This is a genomic window from Rhizobium sp. 05L429, from assembly GCF_056397645.1.
This window is the reverse complement of the sequence record NZ_JBFTNV010000034.1, coordinates 29,955-49,247: the sequence shown is the minus strand read 5'-3', so window position 1 is coordinate 49,247 and position 19,293 is coordinate 29,955. Positions and strand designations below refer to the sequence as shown.

Here is a 19,293-nt window from a genome sequence, read left to right as displayed (position 1 = left end):
AATACCGGAATCGGATGATCGATGCTGGAGACCCGCATGCAACAGCCGCCGCTGGCCGCCTTCTTTAGTGCCCTTCTCGCCGAGCCCAGGAAAATCGGCGCGATCGTGCCCTCGGGAGGGCGGCTGGCGCGGTTGATCACCAGCGAGATCGGGCCTTCGGCCGGCAAAGTGCTGGAGCTGGGCCCCGGCACAGGGGTTTTCACCGCGGCGCTTCTCAAACGTGGCCTGCCGGCGCGAGACCTCACACTGGTGGAGCTTGAAACCCGCTTCATCGCCCCGCTGCGGCAGCGTTTTCCTGACGTGGTTATTCTCCAGCGCGATGCGCGCGAGCTCGCGGCCTGCAGGGCAGAACTTGGACTGCAGGCGGCAATCGTCAGCGGACTGCCCTTTCGCAATATGCCAAGGGAGATCATCCGGGCCATTGTCGGCGGCAGCTTCAGCCTGCTGGAACGTGGCGGCGCCTTCTACCAGTTCACCTACGGCCATGCCTGCTCGGTACCGTCGGACGTGCTCGATGAGTTCGGGCTGCAGGCGGAGAGGCTCGGCCGGGTGCGCCTGAATATCCCGCCCGCCAGCGTCTTTCGCATTGCAAACCGGCCGGAATGACGGGTGTGGCTTTGCATGACTTCGTGACCTGTATCCTTGCGACAGGCCTCTGTGGTGTGATGATTGTCGCGATGCTGGAAAAACTTGTGCAGGTTGCCCCATCCGTCGGCATTGACCTGTTTTTTGGGCTGACTGCAGGCTCGGAATCGGCTACGTCGTCTGGAACGGCGCGCTGATTTTAGCCGGCTGGATGGTTCGGCATTTCTAACACGTGTCGCGATCCTTCAGATTGCTTGCCACGCTTTCAGCCCTTGTTGAAGCATGTCGTTATCGGAWACCGCGTACACTTGTGCGACATGCGTTAGCGCAGCACGGTGCGCAGCGTGGCCTGGGTTTCCTTCAGCAGCGGMAGGTAGCGCGCGATCATCTCGACCGCCGGCACATGGGCTGCCGGCGCGCCGATATTGATGGCGGCGACCGTCTGGCCACGGTCATTCTCGACCGGCACGGCGATCGAACAGAGGCCGAGTTCAAGCTCTTGATCGATGAGGGCATAGCCCTGTGCGCGAACCTTCCGGAACTCGGCCATCAATTCCTCGAGGTCGGTCTTCGTATTCGGCGTATTCGCCTTCAGCTGGCTTCTGGAAAGAACAGCCCGGGCCTCGGCCTCCGGCAAAATGGCGAGCAGCACACGACCCATCGAGGCGCAATAGGCGGGAAGCCGGCTTCCGGGCGTCAGATTGATCGACATGACGCGGCGCTGTGAGGCGCGGGCGATATAGACGATCTCGGTATCATCGAGCACCGACGCCGACGCGCTCTGGCCGGCCTTCTCGGAGAGGGCATCGAGATGCGGTTGGATGAGCACCGGCAGCGGTGTCGCCTCCAGATAGGCATGGCCAAGCCGCAGGATCTTTGGTGTCAGCGTGAAGAATTTGCCGTCATAATCGGCGTAACCGAGCTCGGCGAGTGTGAGCAGCGAGCGGCGCACCGTGGCGCGGTCGAGGCCGGTGAGTTTCGCGGCATCGGTGATGGATAGCCGACGATGCATTTCGCCGAAGGCTTCGATCACCTTGAGGCCGCGGGCGAAGCCGCTGACAAAATCACTTTCCCGCATCGGTTGTCTGGTTTTCTCGTGTTGGCTCGGAAGTTGGGATTACCGGATCTTTGGTCGTACCGATGACCGTGTGAGGTTTCGGTCGCTAACCGTTGCAGGCGGCGATTGGTCAGCGCGCGGGAAGCCATTTCTTCTCGATCCGGCAGGCGACCGTATATGCGGGGTCGAAGACGTTGCCTATGTCGTACCGGATCACCTGGCCGAGGAGATGGCTGGCCGCCACCGCCGTCAGGCCATAGTCTATAACAAGCAGGTTCAACATTTCGGTCGTCGCGTGCTGCAGAGCCTGATCGAGCGGCCTTGCATTGCCGATGGTGATGATATCATCAACAGTTTCGGCCCTCGGCCAGGATATCGGCCTTCCCTTTTCAACCGTCAGCCGGACAGTGACTTCGAACGTCGTCTCTACACCAGTGCCGACGATTTCGCCGTCACCCTGGACCGCATGGCAGTCGCCAAGAAAGAACAATGCGCCGGGCGCGAAGACGGGGAACCAGATCGTCGCGCCGGGACCGAGCACGCGGTAATCCATATTTCCGCCATACGCACCGCTCGTGGCCGTTGAGATCGCCTGGCCAAGGCTCGGCGCTACGCCGAAACATCCGATCATCGGCGACAATGGCAGAACCAGATTTTCGATGCCGGCAACCGGCTCCTTCAATTTCACAGTCATCGCTTGCCGGTCGATATCCCACAGCGTCTTTTCAGATCTTGGAAGGTCGCGAACGGCCTCGGGATCAATGACATTTGCCGCCAACACGCTGCGCGTGAACCCAGTGTCCCTTGTGGGTTTCATGTCCAGAATTTCGACCTTGAGGGCATCTCCGGATTCGGCACCCTCGACGAAGACTGGCCCGTTCATGGGATTTGGGCCGCTTGCCTGCCGGACGTCGTTCTCGTCGTAGCCCCATGCGTCAAGTGTGCGGGTTACGACTGTGTCGCCGCTCGCGACCGTCAAAGCCGGAGGCATGGTTCCAATAACATTGTAAAAGGCAGTTGCGACGAAAGGGTGGGTCGTCATTCTGGGTGTTCCGCTCGGGTTGGGAATGGGCGTGCAGGGTGACGTGCTGGTTCGACGAACTTACGCATCTGTCGGGCGACCGTCGACGTGAAATATTCAGGCTTCCATAGGTGTGTGGTGAAATATGGTACCGCGACCCCAAGATGTGGGCCAGCAGGAGATTCTTAATTCTTTCGTTGCAGGCCATCGTGAGGCTGACGATCTGATGAGGAGTGCGTGAATTGAATTCTATGCCCGGCCCGCCGCGCAGTTCGTTCCAACGGGCGGTTTATATTTGCCTTGGTCTGTTGATGGTCGGTCTTGGAATTATCGGTGCCATCCTTCCGCTCATGCCGACGACGATCTTCCTGATCCTGGCTGCGTGGTTTTTCAGCCGGTCATCCCCACGCTTGGAGGCCTATCTGATGCGCAGTCGGTTTGGCGGCTCGCTACGCGACTGGCGTGAAAACGGGGCGATTTCCCGGAAATCCAAGATTTTAGCCTTGACGGGGATGTCGGCCGGATACGCGATATTCTTCGTTACTTCGAAGCCATCTGTTCCCCTCGCGATCATCATCGGTGCATTGATCCTGGCTTGCGCTGCCTACGTCGCTTCGCGGCCGGGTTCCGCCAGGCGCAGCGCGCCGGATGAAAGCGACCGCTGATCTATGTTTGCGACAAGAGGCACTTTACAACGAACGTAAACTCAAATTATACGGCCCGCTCGCTATTGCTCCCACACCCCAACATTCCCACCCGAGCGCCATGCCAAAAACTCATAAGCACAAGTTCCTGCGGGAACAATATCGACGCATGCTTGCGTCCGACCACCACATTGATCCACGCTGGCGTGACAGTTTCGACGCGTTCCTGACGGATATTGATCATCTGGCGCCGAATACCGGAAGCCGCCGAATTATTGGCCGCAGGAACACCAAGCTCGGTTTCGTACCCGGAAATGTCGAGTGGCATTGGGAAAGCACAACACTGCCGGTATCGCGGGAAAACAGGGGACGCTAAGCCCGACAGCGTGACACGGCTGAAAGCAGTCCCGCCAAGTCGAGCCTCCCGGTAGCGTGGCCGTGTCTCCCACCTTTTTGAGCGTTTCTCTTCTGCCAGTCTTGTCTCGACCTGTCTTGTCAACAACCTGACGTCATTGAGAACCGGCTTGCTGGACTGCCAGCGGATGACTACCGACCCATGAGACGCACTGCCTTCTGCGGGAGCCCAATAGCGCGCAGCACATTCGCTCGCAAATTTCATTTGTGCGTTATATGAACAAATATCATATAACGCACAAAATTCTTGCCGTAACGAGTACTCTCGCTCTATCCCTGTGGTCAGGGAGGCACGAGGAGGCCTCATCCGGCAAGGAGAGATCCCGCATGGACAAGACAATGGGGAGCGCGGCCGACGCCGTCTCCGAAATAGGCGATGGTGCCATCGTCATGATCGGTGGTTTCGGCGGCTCGGGTGCGCCGATTGAGCTCATTCACGCCTTGATCGACAAAGGGGCGAAGAACCTCACGGTGATAAACAACAATGCCGGCAATGGCCGTATCGGCATTGCCGCGATGATCGATGCCGGCATGGTCAGGAAGATGGTCTGCTCCTTCCCGCGCTCATCCGATCCGCGTGCCTTCACCGATAGATATCTGGCCGGTCAGATCGAGTTGGAGCTTGTTCCGCAGGGCACGCTTGCCGAGCGCATTCGCGCCGGCGGTGCCGGGATTCCGGCCTTCTACACGCCGACGGGTTACGGAACCGAGCTGGCCGACGGCAAGGTGATCGCGGAATTCGATGGCCGGCATTATGTGCAGGAACGCTGGCTGAAGGCCGATTTTGCGATCGTCAAGGCACATGTCGGCGATACCTACGGCAATCTCACCTACAACAAGGCGGGACGCAATTTTAACCCGCTGATGTGCATGGCGGCGGCCAAGACGATCGCCCAGGTCTCGACCATCGTGTCGGCCGGCGACATCGATCCCGAGCATGTCGTCACACCCGGCATCTTCGTCGACCGCGTCGTCGAAATCGCCGATCCGCAACAGGAAGAAGAGCTCATTCGAGCCGGGGTGGCCTACGCATGACCGTCGACACCAGAGAAGATATCAAGCTATCCAACGCCCAGATCGCCTGGCGTGCCGCCCAGGACATTGCCGATGGTGCCTATGTGAACCTCGGTATCGGCTTTCCTGAAATGGTCGCCCGCTATCAGCCGCCGGGTCGACAAGCGATCTTCCATACGGAAAACGGCATTCTGAATTTCGGCGAGGCGCCGCAAGCTGGCGAGGAGGACTGGGATCTCATCAATGCCGGCAAGAAGGCGGTAACGCTGAAGCCGGGTGCGGCCTTTTTCCACCATGCCGACAGCTTTGCGATGGTTCGCGGCGGCCATCTCGATGTCGCGATCCTTGGCGCGTATCAGGTCGCTCAGAACGGCGATCTCGCCAACTGGCGCGTCGGCGCCAAGGGCGTGCCGGCCGTCGGCGGCGCCATGGATCTGGTTCATGGCGCCAGGCAGGTCTGCGTCATCACAGAACATGTCACCAAGAACGGCGAGCCGAAGCTGGTCGACAAATGCACGTTTCCGCTGACGGGGGTGGCTTGCATTACCCGTATCTATACGAGCCATGCCGTCATCGACATCAAGGACGGGCGTTTTTTGTTGCGGGRGAAGCTGCACGCCATGTCGGTAGAGGAGCTGCAGGCCATGACGGGCGCCCCGCTCCATATTGAGGGKCCGGTTGCCGACCTCGTCGTTCCAGAACTTTGAGGACAAGTCTATGACCGAAGCCTTCATCTGCGACTATATCCGTACGCCGATCGGCCGTTATGGCGGTTCGCTCTCCTCCGTTCGTGCAGACGATCTCGGCGCCATTCCGCTGAAGGCGCTGATGTCGAAGAACGCCTCTGTTGACTGGGAGGCGGTCGACGACGTGATTTTCGGCTGCGCCAACCAGGCGGGCGAGGATAACCGCAACGTTGGGCGCATGTCGCTGCTTCTCGCCGGCCTGCCGGTTTCGGTGCCGGGCACGACGATCAACCGTCTCTGCGGCTCAGGCATGGATGCCGTCATTGCCGCAGCGCGTGCCATTCGTGCCGGCGAAACCGAACTGATGATTGCAGGCGGCGTCGAAAGCATGTCGAGAGCCCCCTTCGTCATGCCGAAGGCCGATGCCGCCTTTTCGCGCGCTGCCGAAATTTACGACACGACGATCGGCTGGCGTTTCATCAACCCACTTATGAAGAAGCAATACGGCGTCGATTCCATGCCGGAGACGGGCGAAAACGTCGCCGAAGATTACAAGGTCAGCCGCGTAGACCAGGATGCCTTCGCTGTCCGCTCGCAGGCGAAGGCTGCTGCCTCCCAGGCAAGCGGCCGGCTGGCCAAGGAAATCACCTCGGTGACCATCCCGCAGCGCAAGGGCGATCCCATCACCGTCGAGAAKGACGAGCATCCGCGCGCAACCAGCATGGAAGCACTCGCAAAATTGCCGACGCCCTTCCGTCAGGGCGGCACGGTGACGGCCGGCAATGCTTCGGGCGTCAATGATGGGGCGGCCGCCCTTATCATCGCCTCGGAAGCTGCGGCGAAGAAATACGGGCTGACGCCGATCGCCCGCGTTCTCGGAGGTGCGGCTGGGGCTGTTCCGCCTCGTGTCATGGGCATCGGCCCGGTACCGGCTTCGCGAAAGCTGATGGTGCGGCTCGGCCTGAAGCAGGACCAGTTCGACGTTATCGAACTCAACGAGGCCTTTGCCAGCCAGGGTCTGGCGGTGCTGCGAGAACTCGGCATTGCCGATGACGATCCGCGAGTAAACCGCAATGGCGGGGCGATCGCGCTCGGTCATCCGCTCGGCATGTCAGGCGCCCGTATCACCGGTACTGCAGCTCTCGAACTTGGCGAAACCGGCGGCCGCTATTCGCTGTCGACCATGTGCATCGGCGTCGGTCAGGGCATCGCCGTGGCGCTCGAAAGGGTCTGAGAGCCGTTTATTCGGGAATTGATTGCATCATGATTTCGCTGCGCACGACCGGCGCCTCGGCGCCGAAATAGGTCTTGAGCAGCTTGGGGTCAGCGTGCGGTCGACGGGAAGTCGAAAAGCGGAATCGTCGCGCCTGAGCGCGATTCCGTAGGGCACGCGGATGGAGAGGCGACTGCCGAGTGCCAGCACCGAAGGATGAGTTGCTCCGTCGGCAAGGTCGATGAGAAGGGATCGGTAGGCAAGGCCGAAAGTTTGGCCCGTCGGTCATTTGTCAACGGCGGCGCCGGCGCCGGAGGCATGGCATCTCGCTCTTTCGTGCATTGCCCTTCGCCAATCTCCCCTGCTAAGACTGGCACATATCGTTTTATCACCTATGTCTTTGGTTTTTCGGGAGGCTATCGTCGCCATGGCAGATCTTGCTCAATTGCTTGCATCCATCAAAATTCCTGACCTCGCCGGCAAGGCCGTGCTGATAACAGGCGCTTCCACGGGCATCGGCGCGGCCGTTGCGCGCGCCTTTGCCGCGCAGGGCGTCAAGGTCGGTATTCATTACAATTCAAGCCGCGAACCAGCCGAAAAGCTTGCCGATGAGATTAAGGCAGCGGGCGGCGCAGTGCATCTGGTGCATGGCGACGTGTCGCGGGAGGGCGAAACGGAGCGTGTCGTCGAAGAGACGGCCAAGACCTTCGGCCATCTTGACGGTCTCATCAACAATGCCGGCGGCATGCTCGGCCGCAAGCCGACCTCAGAATATACCGACGAGCATTATGAGAAGGTCATGAATCTCAATGCCCGCTCGGTTCTGGCTGCAACGCGCGCCGCCCATCCCTGGCTGAAGAAGCAGGGTGGCTTCATCATCAACACGACCTCGATTGCTGCCCGCAATGGCGGCGGCAACGGCGCGATCCTCTATGCGGCCTCCAAAGGCTTTGTCTCGACGATCACCCGCGGCCACGCCAAGGAATTCGTTGCCGACAGGATTCGCGTCAATGCGGTCGCACCCGGCGTCATCGCAACGCCTTTCCACGAGCGTTACACGAATGACGAACAGATGGAGATGCAGCGAAAGTCGATCCCGATGGGCTTCGTCGGTACATCGGAAGATTGCGTCGGCGCCTATCTCTTCCTCGCCTCGCCGACGTTTTCAGGCTATGTGACGGGCCAGATCCTCGAGGTTAATGGCGGCCAGCTGATGCCCTGATTGGGGCTGGAAAGATCGCAATTTACGGAACTTTCGCACCGCAATGACGTTTCCCGCTTGGCCATTTAACAAACGGGGGCGTCATGAGCTTTTCCTTTTCCGAACTCGACTTCCTGAAACCGGAACTGGGGGCGGAATATATCGGTTCAGGCACGCATTTCGCGGTTTTCTCCGCGCATGCAGAACAGGTGGAGCTCTGCCTCTTCTCTCCCGACGGCAAGAAGGAGATTGCCCGGCTGCCGCTGCCGAAGCGCGAGGGTGATATCTGGTCGGGCTATATTGCCGGCGTCGGTCCAGGCACCGTCTACGGCTACCGCGCGCACGGTCCCTACGATCCGAAGAACGGCCATCGGTTCAATGCCAACAAGCTGCTGCTCGATCCCTATGCCAAGCAGGTGCTCGGCGATCTCAAATGGGATGATGCGCTCTATGGTTATACGATCGGAAAGGACGATCTTTCCTTCGATGAGCGCGACAGCGCGCCTTACATGGTCAAGGGTATCGTTCAGGATCCGGATTTCGATTGGGCTGGTGAAGAAGCAATACGGCGGCCATGGCCGGAGACGGTGATTTATGAGGCGCATGTCCGCGGACTGACGATGCTGCATCCGAAAGTGCCTGACAGGCTGCGTGGCACCTTTCTCGGCATGTGCAGCGATCCGATCATCGATCATCTCGTAAAGCTCGGCATATCGGCGATCGAGCTGCTGCCGATCCAGTTCTTCCCCAACGACCGCTATCTCGAAGAGAAGAAGTTGACGAATTACTGGGGCTACCAGACACTCGGTTTCTTTGCGCCGAAGGCACGCTATCTCTCGGGCGACAAGATCACCGAGATCAAGACCATGGTGAAGAAGTTCCATGCCGCCGGCATCGAAGTCATCATGGACGTCGTCTACAACCACACGGCCGAGGGCAGCGAGAAAGGACCGACCCTTTCCTTCCGCGGGCTAGACAATGCGAGCTACTACATCCTTTCGCCTGATGATCCGCGCCACACCTTCGATACGACCGGGACCGGCAATACGCTGAACGTTGCCAATCCCATGGTCATGCGCATGGTGCTGGACAGCCTGCGCTACTGGGTTAGCGCCATGCATATTGACGGCTTCCGCTTCGATCTCGCCAGCACGCTCGGCCGCCAGGATCTGGAGTTCGACCGGCAGGGATTGTTCTTCGGCGCAATCCGTCAGGACCCGATCCTTGCCGGCGTCAAGCTGATCGCCGAGCCTTGGGACGTCGGCGACGGCGGCTATCAGGTCGGCGGCTTCCCCCATCCCTTCCGCGAATGGAATGATAAGTTCCGTGACGACGTGCGCCGCTTCTGGAAAGGCGATGGCGGCATGGTATCGGAGATCTCGCAACGTATCACCGGCTCGGCGGTTCAGTTCAACCATTCGGATCGCGGCGCGACTTCATCGATCAACCTGCTGTCGGCCCATGACGGCTTCACGCTGGCCGACACGGTTTCCTTCAACGACAAGCACAACGAGGCGAATGGCGAGGATAACAGGGACGGTCATTCGGACAATCATTCCGATAATATGGGTGCCGAAGGCACGACCGATAACGAGGACATCAACAGGCTTCGCGCGCGCCGTCGCCGCAACATGATGGCGACGCTGATGCTCTCCCAGGGCGTCCCGATGATCCTCGCCGGCGACGAGATCGGCAACAGCCAGGGCGGCAACAACAACGCCTATTGCCAGGACAATGAGATCGGCTGGACGAAGTGGGATGGCCTCGATGATCCGTTCCTCGATTTTTGTCGCAATGCGGTTGCCTTCCGCAAGGCGCATCCCGTGCTGAGGCAGGAGCGTTTTCTGACGGGTGACAGTACCGAGGACGGACGCATCGAAATCGCCTGGTACAAACCGGATGGCAACTTCATGGATGACGGCGCTTGGAATGACGACGGGCTTCAGGTGCTCGGCGTCTATCTTTCTAAGAGTGCGCATTCCCCTGAGACGGAAGAGATGGATGATCTCTATCTGGTCTTCAACGCCGGCGGCGATTGCGAGGTGTATTTGCCCGAGGTCAATGGCCTGAAGCAATGGGCTCGCGTGCTGGATACCGGGGCGGAGGACGACGGTTTCAACCTTCATGAGCAGGAAAGCCCCGTGATGGTTTATGCCCAAAGCATCGCAGTCTTTGCGCCGAAGGGGCAGACCAAACCGCCAAAGGATGCAAGCAAGGCTGAGCGCCGCAGGTGGTTCCATTTTGGTCGCCGGAGCAAGTGACGGATCAGTAGCAAGAATGAATGCCGACGTCATCACCGAGCTTGGCCTGGTTTATGTCAGCGATACCGAACCCGGTATCCGCAGACGACGGAAGGGAAAGGGCTTCAGCTATACGTTGCCGGACGGGAAAACACTGGCCGATGAGATCCAGCGGGCGCGCATCCGTGCGCTCGGCTTGCCGCCGGCCTATGACAATGTGTGGATCTGCATTGACGAGAACGGGCATTTGCAGGCGACCGGCTTCGATGTCCGTGGCCGCAAACAATACCGTTATCACAAGGACTGGCAATCCTTCCGCAGCACCGGAAAATTCCATCAACTCATCGAATTCGGCAATGCGCTGCCAAAGATCCGGCGAACGGTGCTGCGCCATCTCGATACCGGTGCGGAGGACGTCAACGGCGTGCTTGCGGCGCTGACGATATTGCTCGACGAAGCGCATCTGCGTGTCGGCAACCAGGCCTATGTGAAGGAGAACGACACCTATGGTGCAACGACCCTGCTGAAACGTCATCTGAAGATGGTCGATGGGCGTATCGAGCTGAAATTCCGCGCCAAGGGTGGCAAACGGGTCCAGCGCAGTCTCAAACATCCGCGCCTGCAGAAGATTTTGGAAGAGATCGCCGATCTGCCGGGCAGGCAGCTTTTCGTCTGGAAGGATGAGACCGGGGCGCTAAGGCCGATCGATTCCGGCCGGTTGAATGCCTATCTCGCTGAGATCTCGGGCATTGCCATTTCCGCCAAGACGTTCCGTACATGGGCAGGTTCGCTTGCCGCTTTCGGCGCAGCGCGCAGCGCCGTTTCAGAAGGACGGCGGCCGTCCGTCAAGGAAATGTCGGAGGCTGCGGCAGACGCCCTGCACAATACGCCGGCGATCTCGCGCTCCAGCTACATCCACCCGGCAATCATTGCGCTTTCGGCCAAGGATGAGACGCTGGAGGAGGGCGGTAGCGAGCCCCTGCGTGGGCTTCGGGCGGATGAGAACCGCATGCTGGATTTCCTGACGCGTCGCAGCATTCCCGAGTGAATAAAAAGAACCCGCAGCGGAGCTGCGGGTTACGCATTCAACAGGAGAGTATGGGGCACGTTCTCGTGGCGGACTTCCTCGACCTTTTCGACATTTCAAATTCTGGATCGAAGGCAAAGCCGATGGCAATGCCAATCGTTCTTGAAAAATTGAAAGCAATCCCTGATYAGGAAGCATCCATGTCGAGTTCCGGATAGTGGCGGAAAATGCCTTCCGTGCTGAAAGGCAAGCGGCGGTCGGATTTCAGATAGCGGGCGATGTTGGGGCGATGCTCGACGCTGTCATGGAGGGCGGCAAGCAGCGGATATTTGCTGCGGTAGCTGCTCATCGCCTTTGGAAACGCATAAACGAGGCCTTCGACGATCTGGAAGAGCGACAGGTCCACATACGTCAGTGCATCGCCGGCTACATGTTTGGCGCTATACGGATTCTGCTGCAGCACGCGTTCGAAATAGCCGAGGAATTTCGGGATGCGCTCCTTGGTGAAATCGGCCGAGCGGGCCTTCGCTTCCTCCTTTTGGTCTTCATAGTAGAGCGAGGTGGCGATCGGGTGATGCGTGTCATGCACTTCGGCTACAAAATCGGTGATCGTCAACTGCAACCCGTTCACCACATAGCGCAGCCCTTCGTCATCCGGTGCCAGTCCGAGTTTGGGGCCGAGGTAGAGAAGAATGTTGGCGACATGCGGAATGATGAGGTCGCCCTCCTTGAGGAAGGGTGGCGCGAAGGGAATATGCGCCTCGCTTTTGCTTTCCATGATGGTCAACATCGCGCCGGTGCCACGCCCGGGGCCGGACTGGCGGGTCATGTCGATATAGTCGGCACCCGCTTCCTCGAACGCCAGCCGCACAAATTCTCCACGGCCCTGGATGCCGTCCCAATAATAAAGCTCGTAAGTCATTTGTCCTCGTAGTGTCTTTAACGCCTTGGTAGGCGGCTGAAATCCTTGCGAAGTTCGTCCTTCGCCTTTTCAAGTGTGCCCGTCTCCTTCTTCGTCAATTGGTCGCCAGCGCGGTTGATGTAGAAATTCAGCATCGGCATCGCCGACCGGAAGGGCTCGATTTTCGCCGGTCGCTGTTTTCGGCCGAGTGTTTCAGGCAATCGGCGATCTTTTTCGGATCGTCGGAAGTGAATGCGTCTTCCTTAAGGACCAGGGCGTCACTGTTTTCGGTGACACGCTGTGACTATTTTTTCTTGCTTTTCGCCATCGCGCGTTTCCTTCGCAGCCATATGCGGCGCGGGTCTGCCCGCTACCTGGCTGATCGTGCCGTCAGTGATGGGCGTGGTGCTCGTTGCGCTTGCGAGTGGCGGCTGCCTTCTTGGCGGAAGCGGAACGCTCTTCTTTCGAGCGGGATGCGGAGGCATGTCCGCCGATCTGTCCGCCTTTTTCGGAGGATTCGTTCGTATCCTTCTTGCCGCGCCCAGAGCCTGATTTGTTGCCGCCGCCGCTTTCCTTGTTGACGGTTGCCCATGCGCGGCGTTCGGCCTCCCCTTGGGATACACCGCGGTCCTCATAGCCTTCCTCGATATGCTCGGCCTTTCTCTTCTGCTTGTCGGTATAAGCGGATTTGTCACCTTTCGGCATGGCTGCCTCCTCTGGTTCGAAAGAGGCTCAACCGCTGGCCATGTAAAAAGTTCCGGGCCTTCCCGGCCGCCACCAGTTCGGGAAATTTCCGGAACTCGAAGGCCCGAGGCAGTCAGGGGCCCCTATGCTATGGGGCGCTGGCTGGCAGCGGTCTTCACTGCGCGGTCGAGTGCTGCAGTGGTAAACGGCTTTGGCAGCAGCACAGAACCGGAAAAACGGTTCGCATCCGGCAGATTGCTGTTGCCGGTCGCAAAGACCAGGCCGACCGAAGGGAAGGCTTCGCGCGCCAGCGCTGCTAGGGCCGGGCCGGACATGCCCGGCAGGCCGACATCGGCAACGACGATATCTATATCCGTGCTGTGCAGGAGTTCGATGCCCTGTTCGCCGCTGTCGGCTTCGATCACGTCATAGCCGAGGTCCCGCAGGATTTCGGCTGTATCCATGCGGATGAAGGCATCATCCTCGACCAACAGAAGTTTCAGCCTGGCCTGGACGATGTCGCGCGGCTGCGCGCTGTCTGGCAGCGGCACCGGGTTGCTCTGGCGGCGTTGTGGCTGATTGACGAGGACGTGGCGGACTTTTCGCGCCAAGGCCTCCCGTGTATAGGGCTTGGAGAGGAGCTCCAGGCCGGGATCCAGCCGGCCGCCATGGACGATCGAGTTTTCGGTATAGCCTGACGTATAAAGCACGGCGACGTTGGGCAGCCGCTCGCGGGCCATGCGCGCGAGTTCAGGGCTCTTCAGCGGACCAGGCATGACGACGTCGGTAAAAAGCAGGTCGATATGCGCGCCGCTCTCGATCACGGTCAACGCGCTCTGCGCATCCTTGGCCTTCAGGACGTAATAGCCGAGATCGGTCAGCATCTCGACGACGGTTGTACGCACACCTTCATCATCCTCGGCGACCAGAATAGTCTCGGTGCCGCCGGTTGCGGGAACATTGTCGCCAGTGGCTATCCGGTCCTCGCTCTGGAAGGAGCGGGGAAGATAAAGCTTCACCGTCGTGCCTTCTCCGATCTCGCTGTAGATCTTCACATGGCCGCCGGACTGCTTGACGAAACCGTAGACCATGGAAAGGCCGAGACCGGTACCCTTACCCTCCGGTTTGGTTGAGAAGAACGGTTCGAAAGCCTGCTCGATGATCTCCGGTGGCATGCCTGAGCCGGTGTCGGTGACGGCGAGCACCACATATTGGCCGGCTGCGACCTCCGGATGAGTGCGGCTATAGGAATCGTCGAGAAAGGCATTGCCCACTTCGATCGTCAGTTTGCCGGCGCCATCCATTGCATCACGTGAGTTGATCGCAAGGTTCAGCAGTGCGTTCTCAATTTGGATCGGATCGGCAAAACTGTTCCAGAGGCCGCCGGAGACCATGGTCTCCACTTCGATTTCCTCACCCAGCGCGCGGCGCAGCATGTCATCCATGGCAGAGACGAGGCGGCCGATATTGATCACCTTCGGCTCCAGGGGCTGGCGGCGGCCGAAGGCGAGAAGCTGGCTGGCGAGCCGCGATCCGCGCTCGACGGCGGATAGCGCGTTGGCAATGCGCTCCTTGGCTCGGCCGTTATTCGTCACATCCTTGCCGAGAAGCTGGAGATTGCCTGAAATGACCTGCAGCAGATTGTTGAAATCGTGGGCTACGCCGCCGGTGAGCTTGCCGATCGATTCCATCTTCTGCGCCTGCTGCAGGGCTGCTTCCGCCTGCTGGCGTTCGAGGATTTCGGCGGCGACGCGAACCTCAAGCGTTTCGTTCAGCTTACGGAGTTGGTCCTCGGCACCGCGGCGCTGGGCGATTTCGACCTCTGCAGCGCGGATGAGCCTGGCGTTGTCGATTGCGACGGCAGATTGGCCCGCCAGGCTGACAAGGCTTGCCTCTGCCGCATCCGAAAAGCGGGCGGGCTGGCTGTGACCGAAGAACAGTCCACCAATGACGCTGCCGTCGCGCGACTTGACCGGAACGGCGAGATAGCTGCGCACAGGAAGGTGGCCGCTCGGCATGCCGGAATGCGGCGCATTCTGCCCGTAGCGCGGATCAAGCAGGATATCGTCGGAGCGCACAACGCCCTCGCCGTTGAAAGTCGGCGCAAAGACCTTGGTGTTGCGCGGCATCGGAAACCTGTCGAAATGTTTCCGTTCAACACCAGACAGCGCGTAAAGCATGTAACTGCCGCCTTCACCATCATCGACATTGTAGAAGAACGCGCCGAATTCGGCGTCCGTCAACGTCACGCCGGCATCGACGGCGATCTGTGTCAGGCGATCGACGTTAAGCTCGGCCGTGATTGCCGCACCGGCGCGATTGACAACAGCGAGTGTGGTGGATTTTTTTCGCGCCTCATCCAGCGCGATGCTCTCGCGGCGTTTGCCAAGCACCTGGTCCGTCACTTCCATTGTCGCGCAGAGAATGCCGGCGACCTTGCCGTCGTCGTCCCGCAGCGGCGTATAGGAAAAGGTGAACCACGTGTCCTCCGTCTGGCCTTCGCGCCTCATGGGAACGAGAAGTTCCTTGTAGAGCTGCGACCGTCCATCGAGCGTTGCCTGCACGATCGGCTCGAATTGCGGCCAGATATCCGACCAGACCTTGTGGAAGGGTTTTCCGAGGGATGCAGGATGCCGTTCGGGGAAGATCGCGACATAGGCGTCGTTGTAAATAAAGGCGAGTTCCGAACCCCAGGCGACGAATTTCGGCTGGCGTGAATTGACCACCATTTCCGCGATGTGCTTGAGGGAACTTGGCCATGCCTCGACCGGCCCGATGCCGGCTGCGTCTATGTTTCCCCGGCGCAGCAGATTGCCGATTTCGCTATCGCCTTCCGGCCAGCGGCCCCCAACCCGTGCCATCAAAAATCGCTTTCATTCATTGCTGCGGCATAGTCCGCACCGGGCTTGCCGGTCCATGTCGACAAAATAGAGGCGTGGGACATAAGGGAAAGGCCGAGCTACAAATATCGTTAACCGGGCAAAGCTCCGATTACTTCAGCCAGGGCGTTTATATTTCCTGCTTCGGGTCCAGTTTCTGCGAGGCGGCAAAAGCGCGACTTAACACGAAAGATCGAAACTGGATTGGTTTGCGCGGATCACGGAAAAATATGCCGACTATATTATCGACAAAAAGGATCAGGCCGAGCGCGAAGCCGACGTAGAGCAGGGCGGCGATGAAAAGAAGCGACATCTCCATCCCCTACACCCGCGCTTGAAAACCATCGGCGCAGGCCACGCGGACCGGTATGATAGCAGCAAAACAGCTGTTCATGGCGACGTCCTCCGTTTGCCTGTTGGCAGAAACAAACGGAAGAGGTTCCTGTTCCCCGTTTCGAGGGGTGGACGCAGCTTTTTTACAAAGCTGTCCAGACGGACGTTTCATTCGGCTTGTGGTCACCCCCGCACAGAAGCTGGCGCTTCATGAACTTCTTAGCGTGGAACCAATTCAAACTTATGACAAAACGGGCCAAAGGGCGCTATTCAGAGCGCCCTCTTTCACTGCAACTGAATATTTCCTGTCAGGAAGCAGATTTGCGTACGGCTGTCCGTTTCGGGGCGGGTTTGACGATGCCGTCGGTCTTTGCCGCCTGTTTGGCAGGTTTCTTGGCTTCGCCGCCATTCGTGACCTCAGTTGCCGGTGCCGCCGTCTTGGCTGCGGCCGCACGCTTCGCCCTAGGTTTCACTTCCTTGCCGTTTGGAGATTTTGAAGCCCCCTTGAGTGCGTCATGCTCGGCCCTTGCTTGTTCCCAATGGATGGAATCCCTTCCCATCGGGTGCCCCTCTTCTTCCCAGAGGGCATATGCACGTTTCTTTATCCACTCGTCCCGAGTTTCTGCCATCGCTGATCTCCAGTCACAACTTGCCGTCGTTCGAACGCGATACCTTTGAAAAAGGTTCCAGACTATGGGGCCGGTTTCAAGTGGATTTGCCAAGTCTGTCGGAAATATTTTTGCGTTGCAATATTTATAGGCAGCAACTCGTTCTAGTTGCCTTGATATTGGACAGCGTGGCGCAACTCCTCGATAAAATTCGCACGCTGGAGCGCGAAATCCTCTTCCTTGCGAATCCGCAGGAGGAAGGAAGGGCGGATGGTCACGAGAACCGGCGGACGGTTCTCCGGCGTGAGGATGTGACCGCGTGAGGCTGTCAGTTTCACCTTTGAGCCAAGGAGAGAATAAAGTGCGGTCGCACCGAGCGCGACGAGGAGACTCGGCTGCGCGAGGTTGATTTCAGCCCCGAGCCACCAGGAGCAGCGCTGGATCTCCCCCGTGTTGGGCTTCGAATGCAGGCGGCGCTTGCCGCGAGGCTCGAACTTGAAGTGCTTGACCGCATTGGTGACGTAGCATCGCGAGCGCTCGAGCCCAGCCTCCTCGAGACAGATGTCGAGCAGGCGTCCGGCCGGGCCGACAAAGGGGTGGCCTGCAATATCCTCCTTGTCGTCGGGCTGTTMGCCGACAAGCATGATATCGGCCTTTTGCGATCGTTCGCCGAAGACGAGCTGGGGTGCGTTCTTGTAGAGGTCGCAGCGCGTGCGGGCTTCCGCCTGACGTTCGAGCTGATCGAGGTTGGCGGCGTCGGCGCTTTCAAGCGTGAAGGCAGKACCGAATTTCGGTGCGACGTTCATGACGGCGATCCCTTGGCTTTCACCTTCAGCCAATCGCGCTCCGGATTGTTCCTGTCTGTTCGGAACAACGCGCAGCCTCAGGAATTTGATGCTGATGGAAATCAGACGGGGTGAGGGATGAACCAGATTTCACAAACTGGTAGGATCACGACGCGCTGGGGCGCAAAGCTCATTGAGGGCAACGGCGCGCGTCTTTGCCTTTGGGCGCCAGGCGCGGACGCGCTATCGCTGCGGCATCGCGGCCGAGATATCTCGATGGAGCATATTGGCGACGGTTGGTTCGAGGTAACTGTGGTGGAGGCATCTGCCGACGACGAGTATATGTTCGTTCTGCCGGACGGAAGGGCTGTGCCGGACCCGGCGTCGCGAAGGCAGGCCGGGGATGTGCATGGCCCATCATTGATCGTCGATCCCCACTATCGATGGCAGAATTCTGGCTGGCGCGGCCGCCCCTGGGAAGAGGCGATCATCAGCGAAATCCATATCGGTACCTTTACGCCCGAGGGTACGTTCCGTGCTGCGGCGGAGAAGCTCACGCATCTCGCGGAAACCGGCATCACGGCTGTCGAAGTGATGCCCGTTGCGCAATTTGCCGGTAATCGCGGCTGGGGTTACGACGGTGTGCTACAATATGCGCCGCATTCCGCTTATGGCACGCCGGCCGATTTCAAGGCCTTCATCGATACGGCGCATGGCCTTGGCATCATGGTGCTGCTCGATGTCGTCTACAATCATTTCGGACCCGAGGGCAATTATCTCCCCAGCTATGCGCCGGGCTTCTTCCGCGAAGACCGGGAAACGCCCTGGGGAGCGGCAATCGATTTCGGGCGAAATCCGGTACGGCACTTTTTCATCGAGAATGCGATCTACTGGATCGACGAGTTCCGGCTGGACGGGCTCAGGCTCGATGCCGTGGAGCAAATCCACGACACGTCCGAAAAGCATGTGCTGTCGGCTATGGCCGACGAAGTGAAAGCCGCCTTCGCCGACAGGCACGTCCATCTCGTCGTCGAAGACCAGCGCAATCTCGTGGAGTTGCTGGACCGTGACGAGAGCGGCGCTCCCAAAGCCTACGAGGCCGAATGGAACGATGATTTTCATCATGTAGCGCACATCATCGCGACCGGTGAAACGGTCGGCCACTACAAGCCTTTCGCCGATCAGCTCTGGCATAAGCTTCGCATCGCGCTTCAGCACGGCTTTATCTATCCTGATCGAACCGATCCGCCGGAACTGCCCGTCGGGGAGCGTCGCTACCTGCCGCCGACCGCCTTTGTCGATTTCCTGCAGAACCACGACCAGATCGGCAACCGCGCTTTCGGCGAGCGGCTGGTAAGCCTTTCCGATCCCGATATGCTGGATGCGTTGACAGCGATACTCCTGCTCTCACCGCACATTCCCTTTCTCTTCATGGGGGAGGAATATAGGGATAGGCAGCCCTTCTATTTCTTCACCGATTACACGGGCGAGCTCGCCAAAATAGTCCGCGAGGGTCGTATGGCGGAAGCCGAGGGTTTTGGCGGATTGAAGGCCGAAAGGTCCCTGGCCGATTTGCCCGATCCAAATGCCTTTTCGACCTTCGAGAATTCGAAACTTGACTGGCAATTGCGCGAGAGCGAAGAGGGCCGGAAAAACCTGGCATTCGTCTCGGAGCTCCTGGCGCTGCGGAAAACCTATATCGTGCCGCTGCTGCGGCAGAGCTGGGCCATCGGCAGTGGCGTGCTTGAAGCGCCGGAAGGGACGGTCGCCGTCTCGTGGAAATTCGCCAATCTGACGCTGGCTCTGCGCGCCAATTTGTCGGGGCAGGCCCTTATCTTGCCGTCGGTCGCCGGGACGGTGATCTATGAGCGTTACGGCAAGGCAGCAAAGCCTGCCGAGGATGGCGCGCTGCCCCCACATTCCGTCGTCTTTGCCGTCGATGTTGAGCCGGCGAATTAAACAACTGAAAATTTCGCGTTGAGAGCGGGCCGCGGACTGATT

18 protein-coding genes and 1 pseudogene are annotated in these 19,293 nt (G+C 59.4%); 10 read left to right on the top strand and 9 right to left on the bottom strand.

Going from position 1 to position 19,293, the window contains the following annotated elements:
• Positions 1-21 precede the first annotated feature (21 nt).
• Positions 22-606, top strand: a complete 585-nt coding sequence (locus AC1DNW_RS28330) for a class I SAM-dependent methyltransferase (RefSeq protein ID WP_477855102.1) — start codon at positions 22-24, stop codon at positions 604-606.
• Between the two features lie 301 nt (positions 607-907).
• On the opposite strand, the gene AC1DNW_RS28325 is transcribed toward AC1DNW_RS28330, so the two are convergent.
• Positions 908-1,663 carry an IclR family transcriptional regulator gene (locus AC1DNW_RS28325; protein WP_477855101.1) on the bottom strand — a complete coding sequence of 252 codons (756 nt, stop codon included), beginning with the start codon at positions 1,661-1,663 and terminating at the stop codon, positions 908-910.
• A 109-nt stretch (positions 1,664-1,772) separates the two neighbouring features.
• Complete coding sequence (locus tag AC1DNW_RS28320) at positions 1,773-2,684, bottom strand: acetamidase/formamidase family protein (RefSeq protein WP_477855100.1); 912 nt, start codon at positions 2,682-2,684, stop codon at positions 1,773-1,775.
• A 230-nt stretch (positions 2,685-2,914) separates the two neighbouring features.
• Between AC1DNW_RS28320 and AC1DNW_RS28315 the strand changes: the two genes are divergently transcribed.
• The 8 genes from AC1DNW_RS28315 (at position 2,915) to AC1DNW_RS28280 (ending at position 11,123) form a co-directional block, all read left to right on the top strand.
• Positions 2,915-3,328: a YbaN family protein gene (locus AC1DNW_RS28315; RefSeq protein ID WP_477855128.1), complete on the top strand. Its 414-nt coding sequence runs from the start codon at positions 2,915-2,917 to the stop codon at positions 3,326-3,328.
• A complete protein-coding gene (locus AC1DNW_RS28310; protein WP_477855099.1) occupies positions 3,312-3,683 on the top strand; it encodes a hypothetical protein in 372 nt (123 codons plus the stop codon). Before AC1DNW_RS28315 ends, AC1DNW_RS28310 begins: the two co-directional genes overlap by 17 nt.
• Before the next feature lie 365 nt (positions 3,684-4,048).
• Complete coding sequence (locus AC1DNW_RS28305; protein ID WP_113296845.1) at positions 4,049-4,756, top strand: 3-oxoacid CoA-transferase subunit A; 708 nt, start codon at positions 4,049-4,051, stop codon at positions 4,754-4,756.
• Positions 4,753-5,442, top strand: coding sequence for a 3-oxoacid CoA-transferase subunit B (locus tag AC1DNW_RS28300; protein ID WP_477855098.1), 690 nt, complete (start codon positions 4,753-4,755; stop codon positions 5,440-5,442). The genes AC1DNW_RS28305 and AC1DNW_RS28300 overlap by 4 nt, the downstream gene beginning before the upstream one ends.
• A 10-nt stretch (positions 5,443-5,452) precedes the next feature.
• Entirely contained in the window at positions 5,453-6,655 is a 1,203-nt protein-coding gene (pcaF, locus tag AC1DNW_RS28295; protein ID WP_477855097.1) for a 3-oxoadipyl-CoA thiolase, read from the top strand.
• 406 nt (positions 6,656-7,061) lie between these two features.
• Entirely contained in the window at positions 7,062-7,856 is a 795-nt protein-coding gene (locus AC1DNW_RS28290; RefSeq protein WP_113296842.1) for an SDR family oxidoreductase, read from the top strand.
• A gap of 83 nt (positions 7,857-7,939) precedes the next feature.
• Positions 7,940-10,096 (top strand): glycogen debranching protein GlgX, encoded by a 2,157-nt coding sequence (glgX, locus tag AC1DNW_RS28285; RefSeq protein WP_477855096.1) that lies wholly within the window; start codon positions 7,940-7,942, stop codon positions 10,094-10,096.
• A 16-nt stretch (positions 10,097-10,112) separates the two neighbouring features.
• Positions 10,113-11,123, top strand: a complete 1,011-nt coding sequence (locus AC1DNW_RS28280) for a DNA topoisomerase IB (RefSeq protein ID WP_477855095.1) — start codon at positions 10,113-10,115, stop codon at positions 11,121-11,123.
• A 166-nt stretch (positions 11,124-11,289) separates the two neighbouring features.
• On the opposite strand, the gene AC1DNW_RS28275 is transcribed toward AC1DNW_RS28280, so the two are convergent.
• From AC1DNW_RS28275 to AC1DNW_RS28245, 7 genes and pseudogenes are all read right to left on the bottom strand, one after another.
• Positions 11,290-12,024 carry a glutathione S-transferase gene (locus tag AC1DNW_RS28275; protein WP_113508207.1) on the bottom strand — a complete coding sequence of 245 codons (735 nt, stop codon included), beginning with the start codon at positions 12,022-12,024 and terminating at the stop codon, positions 11,290-11,292.
• Positions 12,025-12,041: 17 nt separating this feature from the next.
• Positions 12,042-12,277 (bottom strand): annotated as a pseudogene (locus AC1DNW_RS28270) (DUF3175 domain-containing protein).
• A 116-nt stretch (positions 12,278-12,393) separates the two neighbouring features.
• Complete coding sequence (locus AC1DNW_RS28265) at positions 12,394-12,708, bottom strand: plasmid stabilization protein (protein ID WP_113307911.1); 315 nt, start codon at positions 12,706-12,708, stop codon at positions 12,394-12,396.
• 122 nt (positions 12,709-12,830) lie between these two features.
• Positions 12,831-15,548: a response regulator gene (locus tag AC1DNW_RS28260; RefSeq protein ID WP_113508208.1), complete on the bottom strand. Its 2,718-nt coding sequence runs from the start codon at positions 15,546-15,548 to the stop codon at positions 12,831-12,833.
• 148 nt (positions 15,549-15,696) lie between these two features.
• Complete coding sequence (locus tag AC1DNW_RS28255) at positions 15,697-15,879, bottom strand: hypothetical protein (RefSeq protein WP_113296836.1); 183 nt, start codon at positions 15,877-15,879, stop codon at positions 15,697-15,699.
• A gap of 328 nt (positions 15,880-16,207) precedes the next feature.
• On the bottom strand, positions 16,208-16,528 hold the full coding sequence (locus AC1DNW_RS28250; protein ID WP_477855094.1) for a DUF2934 domain-containing protein: 321 nt from the start codon (positions 16,526-16,528) through the stop codon (positions 16,208-16,210).
• A 143-nt stretch (positions 16,529-16,671) separates the two neighbouring features.
• Positions 16,672-17,313 carry a UdgX family uracil-DNA binding protein gene (locus AC1DNW_RS28245; RefSeq protein ID WP_477855093.1) on the bottom strand — a complete coding sequence of 214 codons (642 nt, stop codon included), beginning with the start codon at positions 17,311-17,313 and terminating at the stop codon, positions 16,672-16,674.
• A gap of 117 nt (positions 17,314-17,430) precedes the next feature.
• Here AC1DNW_RS28245 and treZ point away from each other — a divergent pair, with 117 nt between their 5' ends.
• Positions 17,431-19,251, top strand: coding sequence for a malto-oligosyltrehalose trehalohydrolase (gene treZ, locus AC1DNW_RS28240; protein ID WP_477855092.1), 1,821 nt, complete (start codon positions 17,431-17,433; stop codon positions 19,249-19,251).
• The last annotated feature ends 42 nt before the right edge of the window (positions 19,252-19,293 follow it).

Coding starts and splice junctions, on each gene's coding strand:
- AC1DNW_RS28330 (WP_477855102.1), top strand. CDS start 22: ATGCTGGAGACCCGCATGCAACAGCCGCCGCTGGCCGCCTTCTTTAGT.
- AC1DNW_RS28320 (WP_477855100.1), bottom strand. CDS start 2,684: ATGACGACCCACCCTTTCGTCGCAACTGCCTTTTACAATGTTATTGGA.
- AC1DNW_RS28315 (WP_477855128.1), top strand. CDS start 2,915: ATGCCCGGCCCGCCGCGCAGTTCGTTCCAACGGGCGGTTTATATTTGC.
- AC1DNW_RS28310 (WP_477855099.1), top strand. CDS start 3,312: ATGAAAGCGACCGCTGATCTATGTTTGCGACAAGAGGCACTTTACAAC.
- AC1DNW_RS28305 (WP_113296845.1), top strand. CDS start 4,049: ATGGACAAGACAATGGGGAGCGCGGCCGACGCCGTCTCCGAAATAGGC.
- AC1DNW_RS28290 (WP_113296842.1), top strand. CDS start 7,062: ATGGCAGATCTTGCTCAATTGCTTGCATCCATCAAAATTCCTGACCTC.
- glgX (WP_477855096.1), top strand. CDS start 7,940: ATGAGCTTTTCCTTTTCCGAACTCGACTTCCTGAAACCGGAACTGGGG.
- AC1DNW_RS28280 (WP_477855095.1), top strand. CDS start 10,113: ATGAATGCCGACGTCATCACCGAGCTTGGCCTGGTTTATGTCAGCGAT.
- AC1DNW_RS28265 (WP_113307911.1), bottom strand. CDS start 12,708: ATGCCGAAAGGTGACAAATCCGCTTATACCGACAAGCAGAAGAGAAAG.
- AC1DNW_RS28260 (WP_113508208.1), bottom strand. CDS start 15,548: ATGGCACGGGTTGGGGGCCGCTGGCCGGAAGGCGATAGCGAAATCGGC.
- AC1DNW_RS28255 (WP_113296836.1), bottom strand. CDS start 15,879: ATGTCGCTTCTTTTCATCGCCGCCCTGCTCTACGTCGGCTTCGCGCTC.
- AC1DNW_RS28250 (WP_477855094.1), bottom strand. CDS start 16,528: ATGGCAGAAACTCGGGACGAGTGGATAAAGAAACGTGCATATGCCCTC.
- treZ (WP_477855092.1), top strand. CDS start 17,431: ATGAACCAGATTTCACAAACTGGTAGGATCACGACGCGCTGGGGCGCA.